Raw genomic sequence first — 12,419 nt, 5'->3', positions numbered from 1 at the left:
AAATTGGCGAGACAGATTCGTGACAGTCGCCGAGCGCTCAGCGATGTCACTCAACTGACATGCAAACGTCACTGCACCTTCGCCGGGGCTCCGTACACCGGCCTCGACCGGGCGCCCGAAGCGCGCCCACGACGAGGGGGTTTCCCAAAATGTTCAAACGCTATCTCACCGCGATCGTGGCCGCCGCGACCCTGGCCGGCCCGGGCGCCGCCCAGGCCGCCGACATTTCGGGCGCGGGCGCGACCTTCCCGGCGCCGGTCTATGCCAAGTGGGCCGAGCTCTATCGGGCGCAGACCAACAACCGCCTGAACTACCAGGCCATCGGGTCGGGCGGCGGCATCCGCCAGATCACCGCCGGCACCGTCGACTTCGGCGCCAGCGACAAGCCGCTGAAGCCGGACGACCTGGCCACCGGCGGCTTCTCGATGTTCCCCACCGTGATCGGCGGCGTCGTGCCGGTGGTCAATATCCCGGGGATCAAGTCGGGCGAGATCAAGCTGACAGGGGCGCTCACCGCCGACATCTTCCGCGGCGTGCTCAAGCGCTGGAACGACCCGCTGATCGCCAAGTACAACCCGGGCGTCCAGCTTCCCAACCTGCCGATCACGGTGGTTCACCGTTCGGACGGCTCAGGCACGACCTTCCTCTTCACCAGCTACCTGTCCATGAAAGCCCCGCGCTGGGCCAGCGAAGTGGGCGCGAACGACGCGGTGAAGTGGCCGACCGGCCTGGGCGGCAAGGGCAACGACGGCGTCGCGGCCTATGTGAAGCAGACGCCGGGCGCCATCGGCTACGTCGAGTACGCCTTCGCCAAGCAGAACAACCTCACTTACACCCTGCTGCAGAACAAGGCGGGCAAGTACGTGGCCCCGGCCGCGGCGAACTTCAGCGCCGCCGCCGCCAACGCCAAGTGGAGCGCCGCCCCCGGCTTCTACCTGCTGCTCCTGGACCAGCCGGGCGGCGAAGCCTGGCCGATCACGGGCGCCACCTTCATCCTGGTGAAGACCAAGCAGGAAGACGCCGCCAAGGGCAAAGAGGTCCTGGCCTTCTTCGACTGGGCCTACAAGAACGGGGACGCCGCCGCCGTCCAGCTGGACTATCTGCCGATGCCGGCCTCGGTGAAGGAGCTGGTGCGCAAGTCGTGGTCCAAGGTCGTCGGGCCGGACGGCAAGCCCGTCTACCGCTAGATCCTGCCTTCCCTTCGGGACGTCGTGGCCGGCCTCGCGCCGGCCACGTGCGTTTCGGCTTAGCCGAACGTCCGGTCGGCCAGGCGGGCCATGGCGTAGAAGGCCGCGGCGATCAGGCCCGAGGCGGGCATGGTGATCACCCAGGCCCAGACGATCCGCCCGGCGATGTTCCAGCGCACCGCCGAAACCCGTCGCGACGCGCCCACGCCGACGATCGCGCCGGTGATGGTGTGGGTGGTCGAGACCGGCACGCCGATATGGGTGGCCAGGAAGATGGTGATGGCCCCGGCGGTCTCGGCGCAGAAGCCCTGCTGGGGCGACAGCCGTGTGATCTTGGACCCCATCGTGTGGACGATCCGCCAGCCCCCGAACAGGGTGCCCAAGCCCAGCGCCGCCTGGCAGGAGATCACCACCCAGAAAGGCACGTGGAATTCGGGCCCCAGTTGGCCGTGCGAAAAGAGCAGGACGGCGATGATCCCCATGGTCTTCTGGGCGTCGTTGCCGCCGTGGCCCAACGAGAACATCGCCGCCGAGACGAACTGCAGCTTGCGGAACGCGGAGTCGGCGATCGACGGCGTCGCCTTCACGAACGCCCAGGACACGATCAGGACCAGGATCAGCGCGAGGCCGAAGCCCAGGGCGGGCGACACCACGATCCCGGCCACAGTCTTCAGAACCCCCGACCAGACGACGCCCTCGAAGCCCGCCTTGCTGATGCCGGCGCCCAGCAGGCCGCCGATCAGGGCGTGGGACGACGACGAGGGGATCCCCGCCAGCCAGGTGATGATGTTCCAGCTGATCGCGCCGCCGAGCGCTCCGAAGATCACCGCATCGGAGATGATGTCGGCGCTGATGATGCCCTTGCCGACCGTGTTGGCCACGTGGAGGCCGAAGAAAAGGAAGGCGATGAAGTTGAAGAAGGCGGCCCAGACCACCGCCCAACGCGGCGACAACACGCGCGTGGAGACGATGGTGGCGATCGAGTTCGCGGCGTCGTGCAGGCCGTTCAGGAAATCGAACGCCAGCGCCACGAAGATCAGGAAGATGAGCAGGTAGCTCGCGCCTGCGAGATCCATGGGCTTAGAGGTGCTCGATCAGCACGCCGCTGATCCGGTTGGCCACGTCCTCGAAGCGGTCGACCACCTTCTCCAGGTGATCGTAGATCTCGGCGCCGACGATGTAGGCCATTGGGTCGGTCTTGCCGACGTTGCGGTAGAGGGCGGCGATCCCGGCATCGTAGAGATGGTCCGACTCTTCCTCCAGCTTCGTCACCTGGTCGGTGAGGCTGTTGAGCTTGGCGGCGTTGTTCTTCATCGACCGCAGCAGGGGCACGGCCTGGAATGTCAGGTCGGCGGTCTTCACGATCACCTCGCCCAGCCGCAGCATGTCGGGCTGGAACTCGCGCTGTTCGAACAGGGCCGTGACCTTGGAGGTCTTGTGCATCTGGTCGATGGCGTCGTCCATCGAGGTGATCAGGTCGATGATGTCGGCCCGGTCGAACGGGGTGATGAAGGTGCGGCGGACCAGCAGCATCACCTCGCGGGTGATGTCGTCGGCCTCGTTCTCGTGCTTGGCCACCGCGGCGCAGTGCTCGGGCACGCCAGGGCCGCCCTCCAGAAGCCTGTGGAGCGACTGGGCCCCGGCGCACAGCGTCCCCGCGTGGCGCTCGAACAGGTCGAAGAACCCACCCTCCTTGGGCATGAGGGCCTGGAACCAGTTCACATTCGACCTCTATAATGGCGTCGCGACAGGGGTGCGGCGGGGTCCATAGCGTGATCCGCGCCGTGCGTCATCGAACTGTCATGCGTACGTCGCAAAACCTTCGGCCAATTGTCGTCCAACTGTCATGCGCGCCGCGTAGAGCGAAGCCAGGATCGCCCGAAAGCGGAGATGGCGCGTGTATCGGAAAATCGTTCTTGGCCTGGCGGCATGCCTGGCTCTTTCGGCCTGCGGACAGAAGACCGACAAGACGGGCGAGGGCGCGGCCCCGGCCGCCTCGGGTGTCCAGATCTCGGGCGCCGGCGCGACATTCCCCGCGCCGCTCTACGCCAAATGGGCTGAACTGCAGAAGGCCGAGACGGGCCTGGCGCTGAACTACCAGGCGATCGGCTCCGGTGGCGGCATCAAGCAGATCAAGGCCAAGACCGTGGCGTTCGGCGCCAGCGACAAGCCCCTGAAGCCCGAGGAGCTGGAGGCCGACGGCCTTGCCCAGTTTCCGACCGTGATCGGCGGCGTGGTTCCGATCGTGAACCTGCCCGACATCCAGCCGGGCCAGCTCAAGCTGACCGGACCCCTGCTGGCCGACATCTTCCTGGGCACGGTCAAGAAGTGGAACGACCCGGCCATCGCGGGGCTGAACCCCGGCGTGAAGCTGCCCAACCTGCCGATCACCGTGGTGCATCGTTCGGACGGGTCGGGCACCACCTTCCTGTTCACCAGCTACCTGACCGCCGTCGCTCCGAAGTGGGGCGTCGTGGGCGCGAGCGACGCGGTGAAGTGGCCGGCCGGCCAGGGCGGCAAGGGTAACGATGGCGTCTCCGGCTATGTGAAGCAGACCCCGGGCGCTATCGGCTACGTCGAATATGCCTACGCCAAGCAGAACAGCATGCCGCATGCCAGCCTGCAGAACGCCGCCGGGCAGTTCGTCAACCCGACGGCCGAGAGCTTCTCCGCCGCCGCGGCGGGCGCCGACTGGACCAAGGCGCCGGGCTTCTACCTGCTGCTGATCAACCAGGCTGGCGCGGGCGCCTGGCCGATCACCGGGGCGACGTTCATCCTGATGCACAAGCAACAGACCGACGCGGCCAACGGCAAGGCCGTGCTCAGCTTCTTCGACCGCGCCTATTCCACGGGCGACGCGGCCGCCGACGAGTTGGCCTATGTGCCGCTGCCGGCCGCGCTCAAGGCTCAGGTGCGGGCCAGCTGGTCGGCCATCGTCGGCCCCGACGGCAAGCCGGTCTTCACGCCGGCCGCCCAATGACCGCCGTCGCCGACAGGCCTCACGCCGCCGCGGCCGCTCCGCCGCGGTCGGCGTTCGGAGCCGCCTTCGACAAGGGCTTCGAGATCCTGTGCTTCTCGGCGGCCACCTTCCTGTTGACCGCGCTGGGGGGGATCGTCGTGTCCCTGGCGATTGGCGGCTGGCCGGCGTTCCAGGCCTTTGGCTTCGGCTTCTTCACCAGCGCCGAGTGGGATCCGGTGCAGGAGGTCTACGGTTCCGCGGGCGCGGTCGCCGGCACCCTGATCAGCGCCGGGCTCGCCCTGCTGTTCGCCCTGCCGCTGTCGTTCGGGATCGCGATCTTCCTCGTGGAGTTGTGCCCGCCGATCCTGCGCCGTCCCATCGGCACGGCCGTGGAGCTTCTCGCCGGCATTCCCTCGATCGTCTACGGCATGTGGGGCCTTTTCGTCTTCGCGCCCTGGTTCGCCAAGCATGTCCAGATGCCGATCATGATGTCGGCCCAGCCCGGCACCCTCTGGGAGAAGATCACCACCGGCGTCCCGAATGGGGCCGGCATCCTGTCGGCCTCGATCATCCTGGCGATCATGATCCTGCCGTTCATCGCGGCCACCATGCGCGAGCTGCTGCTGACCATTCCCGCCCAGGTGCGCGAGAGCGCCTACGGCCTCGGCTCGACCACCTTCGAGGTCGTCCGCAAGGTCAGCATCCCCTATGTCCGCACGGGCGCCATCGGCGCCGTCATGCTGGGCCTGGGCCGCGCGCTGGGCGAGACCATGGCGGTGACCTTCATCATCGGCAACGCCCATGGCTTCCCGACCTCGGTGTTCGCATCGGGCTCCACCATCGCCTCGACCATCGCCAACGAGTTCGCCGAGGCGACCGGCGTGCTGCACACCTCGTCGCTGATCGCGCTCGGCCTGGTGCTCTTCATCATCACCTTCGTAGTCCTGGCCCTGGCCCGGCTGCTCATCGGACGGCAGGCGAACCTATGACCGCTGTTATTGGCGCCCCGCGCCTCTCCCGCCGGATCGGCGAGGGCGCCTTCCTGACCTTCTGCTGGCTGGCGACCGGGATCGCGATCCTGGCGCTGGCGGCGATCCTCTGGTCGCTGCTGAGCCAGGGCATCGGCGGCCTGGATCTCGACATCTTCACCAAGTCGACCCCGGCGCCGGGGTCCGAGGGGGGCCTGCTGAACGCCATCCTGGGGTCGCTTATGATGTGCATCGTGGCCATGATCGGCGCCGTGTTCATCGGCGTCCTGGCCGGGACCTGGCTTTCCGAATTCGCCCGCGACAGCCAATACGGCAAGGTCATCCGCTTCCTGAACGACGTCCTGCTGTCAGCGCCGTCCATCCTGATCGGCCTGTTCATCTATGAGATCCTCGTCGCGCCACTGGGAGGCTTCTCCGGGCTGGCCGGCTCCGTGGCGCTCGCCCTCATCGCGGCGCCCGTGATCACCCGGACGACCGAGGACGTGCTCCGCCTCCAGCCGATCGCGTTGCGCGAAGCCAGCGTCGCCTTGGGCGCGCCGGTCTGGAGCACGATCCTCACGGTGATCTGGAAGGCGGCCCAGGGCGGCATGCTCACGGGCGCGCTCCTGGCCTTCGCCCGCATCAGCGGCGAGACCGCGCCGCTGCTGTTCACCGCCCTGAACAACCAGTTCCTCAGCCTCGACATGACCAAGCCCACCGCCAACCTGCCGGTGGTGATCTTCAACTTCGCGCTTTCCGCCTACGACGATTGGCGCCGCCTGGCCTGGGCCGGCGCGCTGCTGATCGCCGCCACCGTGCTGACGGTCACCATCGTCGCCCGCATCCTCGCCCGGGAGCCCCGCCGCTCATGAACGCCCAATTGGACAACCCGCCGGAAACGGCGGTCCTCGAGCTGCCGCCCGAGGTCGTCAAGCTGGCGATCAAGGACCTCAGCTTCTTCTACGGCCAGAAGCAGGCCCTGTTCGATGTCAGCGTCTCCTTCGCGGCCAACGCCGTGACCGCGCTGATCGGTCCGTCGGGCTGCGGGAAGTCGACGCTGCTCCGGGTCCTCAATCGCATGTACAGCCTCTATCCGGGCCAGCGGGCCCAGGGTCAGGTGCTGCTGGACGGCGAGGACATGCTGTCGCCCCGTGTGGACGTCGCCACCCTGCGCGCCCGCGTCGGCATGGTGTTCCAGAAACCGACCCCGTTCCCGATGTCGATCTTCGACAACGTGGCCTACGGCGTGAAGCTGTACGAGAAGCTCTCGAAGGCCGAGATGGCCAACCGCGTCGAGGACAGCCTGCGCCGCGCCGCCCTCTGGGACGAGGTGAAGGACAAGCTCAAGGAATCGGGCCTCAGCCTCTCCGGCGGCCAGCAGCAGCGCCTGTGCGTCGCCCGCGGCATCGCCGTGAAGCCCGAGGTGCTGCTGCTCGACGAGCCCGCCTCGGCGCTGGACCCGATCTCGACGGCACGGCTGGAAGAGACCATCGCCGAGCTGAAGCGCGACTACACGATCGTCATCGTGACGCACAACATGGGCCAGGCGGCGCGCCTCTCCGACCACACCGGGTTCATGTACCTGGGCAAGCTGATCGAGTTCGGCGAGACGGAACAGCTCTTCACTAACCCGGTGACCACCCGGGCCCGCGACTACATCACCGGCCGGTTCGGCTAGGAGGTCACAAGTGGATCACACCCTCAAAGCGGTCGATCTCGACCTCGGCTCCCTTTCCCACGCCGTCGCCGCCATGGGCGATCTCGCGGTGGCCCAGGTGCGGGCGGCGGTGGACGTCTTCGTGCGCCACGACCTGCCGGCGGCCGAGAAGGTGGTGCGCGCGGACAACGCCGTCGACCTCCAGGACATCGAGATCGAGAAGAACGCGGTGCGCTTCATCGCGCTGCGCCAGCCCATGGCCGACGACCTGCGCCGGCCCATCGCGGCCATGAAGATCGCCATGCAGCTCGAGCGCTGCGGCGACCTGGCCAAGAACATCGCCAAGCGGGTGCCGCGCCTCGACACCGCACCCACCGAGGCGCACTCGGCCAGCGTCGCCGAGCTGGGCCGCATGGCGTCGGAACGTCTGGGGGCGGTGATCAACGCCTACCGCAACGACGACGCCCAGGGCGCCTACAACGTCTGGCTCAAGGACACCGACATCGACGAGCGGCACGAGGGCGTCGTCCGCGAGATCGTCGCCACCATGGCGGCCGAACCCGATCTGGTCGGCGACTCGATCCACCTGCTGTTCATCGCCAAGAACCTCGAGCGGATCGGCGACCACGCCACCAACATCGCCGAACTCGTCCACTATCAGATCACCGGGACCGATCTGTCGAACCGGCCGAAGCTCTAGGGTTGCGTCCCGACCCCGACGCCGCCGAACATGGCGGCGTCGATGGGTGAGGGCAGGGCGTGACATCTGAAATCGCAAGGCTGGCGGATCGCCGCGCGTTCCTGCAGCGGTCTGCGGCGCTGGGCGGCCTCGGGCTCCTGGGCGGCTGCGCCACGACCGGAAGCGCCGCGCTGGCGGGCCCGGGCTTCCGCGCCCCGCCGCCGCTGGCCCCGATCAAGGCCCGCGCCGACCGGATCATGGGCATCACCGTCTGCCTGCGTCCGTTCCGCGCCGCGGGGCCGCGCCTGGAGGGCGAGACGGTGGGCGACAAGCTGGTGGTCCACAACTACGGCCACGGCGGCAGCGGCTGGTCGCTGTCGTGGGGCTCGGGCTTGCTGGCCGTGAAGATGGCCCTGGCGGGCGGCGAGAAGGACATCGCCGTCATCGGCGGCGGCGCCCTTGGCCTGACAGCCGCCACGATCGCGCAGCGCGCCGGCGCGCGGGTGACCATCTACGCCAAGGACCGCCTGCCTGAGGCGCGCTCCGCGCGGGCCACCGGCATCTGGTCGCCCGACAGCCGCATCGCGCTGGCGGGCTCCGTGGGCGTGGGTTTCCCCGCCTATTGGGAAGAGATGGCGCGCAAGTCGTTCCGCATCCACCAGCAGTACCTGGGCCTGGCGGACCGGCCGGTGGAATGGATCGACCGCTACGCCCTGCTCGACACGCCGAACCGGGCCCGCGCGCCCGAGCCCATGGAATTCGCCCACTACGAGTCGCGAATCCGCGACCTGACGCCGCCGTCCGAGGCCCTGGAGGCGGGGCAGCACCCGTTCCCCGTGCCCTATGTGCGCAAGGCCAGCCTGCCGATGTTCAACATCGCAGCCTACGGCCACGTCCTGACCAACGACTTCCTGCTGAACGGCGGCAGGTTCGAGATGGCGGAGTTTCGCACGCCCGCCGACCTGGGCGTCCTGAAGCAGAAGGTCGTGATCAACTGCACCGGCTACGGCGCGCGGGCGCTGTGGAAGGACGAGAGCATCGTGCCGGTCCGCGGCCAGATCGCCTGGCTGATCCCGCAGGAAGAGGTCACCTACAGCCTCTACTATCGTGGTATCGGCACGACGCCGCGCCGCGACGGCATGGCCGTCCAGAACTCCGGGCCGGACGAGTCCTACGGCTACAACGACGACAACGAGGCGCCCGACCGGGCCGAGGCCGAGGCGGCGGTCGCCACCATCGCCCCGCTGTTCCAGCCGCGCGCCTGACCTATATTAAGGCCGCTGCGGCGGGCTACGACGGCCCATCGGCGCGCCGGTCCTCGGCCCCAGTCAGGACGTTGGGTCAAAGCGTCATCGCAAGAGCGCTTTCCCGCCGCAGCAGCCCTACTGCTGCTGTTGCTGCATCTGGTGCAGGCGCTGCTGGTGCTGGTAGGCGGCCGCGCCGCTGGCCCGGCGGCCGGCGGGCATGCTGCGGGCGGTCGAGCTCGAGACCCGCAGGAATTCCGGATCGCTCAGCGCCGCGCGCGCCTTGCGCACGGACACCCCGACCGCGAGCTGGCTCTCGGCCTCGCCCTTGTAGACCCCGCGCGACGGCGGCACGTCGGAATAGTCCCGCCCCACGGCGCAGGCCACGTGGCGCTCGGTGGCCGGGGTGTTGTTGGTGGGGTCGAAGCCGATCCAGCGCAGGCTGGGCAGGAACACCTCAACCCAGGCGTGGGTGGCGTCGGGATCGGACCGGTCGCCGTGCTTGCGGTCGGTGAACAGGTAGCCCGAGACATAGCGGGCCGGAATCCCCCACAGGCGGCAGATGGTGATCATCACGTGGGCGAAGTCCTGGCAGACGCCCTTCCTGGCCTTCAGCACGTCGTCGATCGGGCTGTCGGCGCGGGTGACCCCGGCCTCGTAGCCGAAGGAATCGTAGATCAGCTTGCTAAGCGCCCGCACCGCGGTCAGCGGATCGGCGCCGCGCATGGCGTCGATCTGGTGCTCGGCCATGTAGGCGTGAAGCGCCTCCGTTTCCCGCGCGAAGCCATGGGGGTGAAGGAAGTCGAAGTTCTCGCCGCGCAGGAACTCCGAGCGCAGGCGATCCCATTCGCCACGATCCAGGTGATCGGGCTGTGGCGGCGCGGGCTGGGTCTCCACCGCCGAGCGGGCGGTGATGGTCAGCTTGTCGTGCGGCTGTGGCACGTCGAAATGGTAGACGGCGTTGCCGAAGCTGTCGGGGTAGGGGAACACCTGGGCTGGCGGGTCGAGGTCGAGGTCGAAGCTGACCAGCCGCTGCCGCGCGCTCTTCTGCGGTTGCATCCACACCTCCATGACGCTTTCGCGCACGAGGGAGGCGTAGCGGTACTGGGTGACGTGGCGGATCTCGAGCAGCACTGGGGTTCGCGTCCTTACGCCGGCAGGCGGTCTTCGAGGGGATAGGCGACGAAGGTGTCGTAGAGGCTGCGGTGGATCGCGGCGCACTCGTCCAGCACGGTCTTCAGGAAGGCGCTGGGGCCCTGGGCGTGGATCTCGTCCATGTCGGCGTACTGCATCCGCGCGCGCAGGCGCCCGGCCAGGCGGTCCGGCCCGACGCTGCCCGCCATGCCGGCGTGACGGATGATCGCCGACAGGTGGCTCTCGATCTCCTGGGTGCAGAAGCGGATGGAGCGCGGGAAGTCCTCGTCCAGCATCAGGAACTGCAGGATCAGGCGCGGCTGCATCTCGGCGGTGTAGGCTCGCAGGTAGGGCTCCAGCGCGCAGCCCATCCGCAGCACGCTGGTGAGCGCGAAGTGGTCCGAGATCGGCCGGCGCCGCCGACCCTCGCCGAAGACCACCTCCAGCAGGGATCCGATGAGCTGGGCGCGTTCGAGATACACGCCCAGCAGCAGGAAGCTCCAGCCTTCGCCGTGGCTCATGGTGGCGTCGCCGGCCCCCTTGAACAGGTGCAGGTCGGCGATGGTGTCGTGCAGGAAAAGCTGCGAGCCATCCTCGAAGGAGCGGCCCGCCTCGGGGTCGCTCATGCGCAGGTAGATGAGGTTGAGCCGCTCCCAGGTCTCGGTGGTGATCTGGTCGCGCACCTGCCGCGCGTTCTCACGGGCCAGCGCGATGGACGAGAAGATCGAGCCCTCGTCGCCGCGGTCCAGGGCCAGGGCGCGGGCGGCGTCATAGGGGTTCTTGGCCTTGGCCACGTCGGGGTCGCCGACCGCGGCCAGGGCGATCCGGGCCACCTGGGAGGCCGCTTCCGACCGGTCCAGGGTGGCGTTCAGCATCACGTCGGAGAGCCGGCACATGTGCTCGGCCCGCTCAACGTAGCGCCCGATCCAGTAGAGGCTGTCCGCCACCCGAGCGAGCATCATGCGGGCGATCCTTTGCTTGAAACCGCGAGCATCATTTCGGGTCGCCCTTGGTCTCGGACAGCACCCAGGTGTCCTTCGATCCGCCGCCCTGGCTGGAGTTCACCACCAGGGACCCCTTCCGCAGCGCCACCCGGGTCAGGGCGCCGGGCGTCACCACGATCTTCTCGCCGGAGAGGATGAACGGCCGCAGGTCTACGTGCCGGGCCTCGACGGCATGGTCGATCAGGCAGGGCGCGGTGGAGAGCTGGATCGTCGGCTGGGCGATGTAGTTGCCGGGATCGGCCCGCAGCGCGTCGGCGAACTCCGCCTGCTGGGCCTTGGTGGAGTGTGGGCCGACCAGCATGCCGTAGCCGCCCGATGCGCCCACGGCCTTGACCACCAGCTTGTCCAGGTTGCCCAGCACGTGGCTCAACTGAGCCGGCTCGCGGCAGAGGAAGGTCTCGATGTTGGGCAGGATCGCGTCCTCGCCCAGGTAGTATTTGATGATCTCCGGGACGTAGGCGTAGACCGCCTTGTCGTCGGCGACCCCGGTGCCCGGCGCGTTGCAGATCACCACGTTGCCGGCCCGATAGGCGTTGAACAGTCCCGCCGCGCCCAGCGAGGAATCCCGCCGGAAGGTGAGGGGGTCGATGAAGTCGTCGTCCACCCGGCGGTAGATCACGTCGATCCGGCGCAGGCCCGTGGTGGTGCGCATGTAGACCATGTTGTCATGGACCACGAGGTCGCGGCCCTCGACCAGCGGCACGCCCATCAGCCGCGCCAGGTAGGCGTGTTCGTAGTAGGCGGAGTTGTAGACCCCGGGGGTCAGCACGACGACCTGCGGGTTCGGCCGCCAGTCGGCCGCCATGCTCTTCAGCGTGGTCAGCAGCAGGTCGGGGTAGCGGTCGATCGAGCGCACGCCAGCGCCCCGGAACGTGCCCGGGAACACGCGGCGGGACGCCTCGCGGTTGGCGAGCATGTACGAGACCCCCGACGGGACCCGCAGATTGTCCTCGAGCACCGCGAACGCGCCGTCCGGCTGGCGGATCAGGTCCGAGCCGCAGACGTTGGCGTAGGCCTTGTGGGGCACGTAGAGATTCTGCATCTCCCGCCGGTAGGAGGGGGCCTGCAGCACCAGCTCGCGCGGCACCACCCCGTCCATCAGGATCTGCTGTTCCGAATAGATGTCGGCCAGGAACATGTTCAGCGCGCGCAGGCGCTGGGTCAGACCGGCCTCGATGCGGGCCCATTCCGCCGCCGCGATAATCCGCGGCAGGATATCGCTGGGGATGATCCGCTCGGTGGAGCTTTCGGCGCCATAGACCGTGAAGGTGATGCCCTGGAGCAGGAAGAACCGCTCTTGCGTCCGCTGCCGCTCGGCCAGCTCCTCGGTGCTCAGCGTCGAGAGCCGGGCGTCCAGGGCGGCGTAGTGCGGTCTGACTTCGCCATCCGGCGTGAGCATTTCGTCGTAGGGGGCCACAATCGGGGCCGCCACGTTCAAGGCCGGTTCGTCCCGCCTGACGCTCACGATGGAATCCACGCCTTCCCGCCACTCAGCATGTTGAATCTGTAGGACGCTTAAGGTCCCGCCGGAAGCCGTGGTTCGAAATTCATCGCCCAGAAGCCCGGCGATCTGCGACTGCCCAGCAT

The 12,419-nt window shown here is 68.3% G+C and carries 12 protein-coding genes; 7 read left to right on the top strand and 5 right to left on the bottom strand.

Annotated features, from left to right (window positions below; all coding sequences use genetic code 11):
• The first annotated feature begins 149 nt into the window (after positions 1-149).
• Positions 150-1,187 carry a phosphate ABC transporter substrate-binding protein PstS gene (gene pstS / locus EPO51_RS03765; protein WP_293346120.1) on the top strand — a complete coding sequence of 346 codons (1,038 nt, stop codon included), beginning with the start codon at positions 150-152 and terminating at the stop codon, positions 1,185-1,187.
• 59 nt (positions 1,188-1,246) lie between these two features.
• On the opposite strand, the gene EPO51_RS03760 is transcribed toward pstS (EPO51_RS03765), so the two are convergent.
• Complete coding sequence (locus EPO51_RS03760; RefSeq protein WP_293346119.1) at positions 1,247-2,263, bottom strand: inorganic phosphate transporter; 1,017 nt, start codon at positions 2,261-2,263, stop codon at positions 1,247-1,249.
• Between the two features lie 4 nt (positions 2,264-2,267).
• Positions 2,268-2,909, bottom strand: a complete 642-nt coding sequence (locus EPO51_RS03755) for a DUF47 domain-containing protein (RefSeq protein WP_293346118.1) — start codon at positions 2,907-2,909, stop codon at positions 2,268-2,270.
• Positions 2,910-3,084: 175 nt separating this feature from the next.
• Here EPO51_RS03755 and pstS (EPO51_RS03750) point away from each other — a divergent pair, with 175 nt between their 5' ends.
• From pstS (EPO51_RS03750) to EPO51_RS03725, 6 genes are read left to right on the top strand one after another with little or no spacing between them, the layout of a single operon-like run.
• The gene (gene pstS, locus EPO51_RS03750) at positions 3,085-4,167 is read left to right on the top strand and encodes a phosphate ABC transporter substrate-binding protein PstS (protein WP_293346117.1); all 1,083 of its coding nucleotides are present in this window, start codon (positions 3,085-3,087) and stop codon (positions 4,165-4,167) included.
• Positions 4,164-5,135: a phosphate ABC transporter permease subunit PstC gene (pstC, locus tag EPO51_RS03745; RefSeq protein WP_293346116.1), complete on the top strand. Its 972-nt coding sequence runs from the start codon at positions 4,164-4,166 to the stop codon at positions 5,133-5,135. Before pstS (EPO51_RS03750) ends, pstC begins: the two co-directional genes overlap by 4 nt.
• A complete protein-coding gene (gene pstA / locus EPO51_RS03740; protein ID WP_293346115.1) occupies positions 5,132-5,986 on the top strand; it encodes a phosphate ABC transporter permease PstA in 855 nt (284 codons plus the stop codon). The genes pstC and pstA overlap by 4 nt, the downstream gene beginning before the upstream one ends.
• Positions 5,983-6,792 (top strand): phosphate ABC transporter ATP-binding protein PstB, encoded by an 810-nt coding sequence (pstB, locus tag EPO51_RS03735; RefSeq protein WP_293346114.1) that lies wholly within the window; start codon positions 5,983-5,985, stop codon positions 6,790-6,792. The genes pstA and pstB overlap by 4 nt, the downstream gene beginning before the upstream one ends.
• 10 nt (positions 6,793-6,802) lie before the next feature.
• Positions 6,803-7,471 (top strand): phosphate signaling complex protein PhoU, encoded by a 669-nt coding sequence (gene phoU, locus EPO51_RS03730; RefSeq protein WP_293346113.1) that lies wholly within the window; start codon positions 6,803-6,805, stop codon positions 7,469-7,471.
• Positions 7,472-7,530: 59 nt separating this feature from the next.
• The gene (locus tag EPO51_RS03725) at positions 7,531-8,715 is read left to right on the top strand and encodes an FAD-dependent oxidoreductase (RefSeq protein WP_293346112.1); all 1,185 of its coding nucleotides are present in this window, start codon (positions 7,531-7,533) and stop codon (positions 8,713-8,715) included.
• 117 nt (positions 8,716-8,832) lie between these two features.
• Here EPO51_RS03725 and EPO51_RS03720 read toward each other — a convergent pair whose 3' ends face one another.
• From EPO51_RS03720 to EPO51_RS03710, 3 genes are read right to left on the bottom strand one after another with little or no spacing between them, the layout of a single operon-like run.
• Positions 8,833-9,828 carry a transglutaminase family protein gene (locus tag EPO51_RS03720; protein WP_363200046.1) on the bottom strand — a complete coding sequence of 332 codons (996 nt, stop codon included), beginning with the start codon at positions 9,826-9,828 and terminating at the stop codon, positions 8,833-8,835.
• A gap of 14 nt (positions 9,829-9,842) precedes the next feature.
• A complete protein-coding gene (locus EPO51_RS03715; protein ID WP_293346111.1) occupies positions 9,843-10,790 on the bottom strand; it encodes an alpha-E domain-containing protein in 948 nt (315 codons plus the stop codon).
• Positions 10,791-10,821: 31 nt separating this feature from the next.
• Positions 10,822-12,231: a circularly permuted type 2 ATP-grasp protein gene (locus EPO51_RS03710; protein WP_363200065.1), complete on the bottom strand. Its 1,410-nt coding sequence runs from the start codon at positions 12,229-12,231 to the stop codon at positions 10,822-10,824.
• Positions 12,232-12,419 lie beyond the last annotated feature (188 nt).

This window comes from Phenylobacterium sp., from assembly GCF_004297125.1.
Taxonomy (GTDB): Bacteria; Pseudomonadota; Alphaproteobacteria; order Caulobacterales; family Caulobacteraceae; genus Phenylobacterium.
Note: the sequence above shows the minus strand (reverse complement) of the source record. Positions and strands in the feature narration are given on the sequence as shown.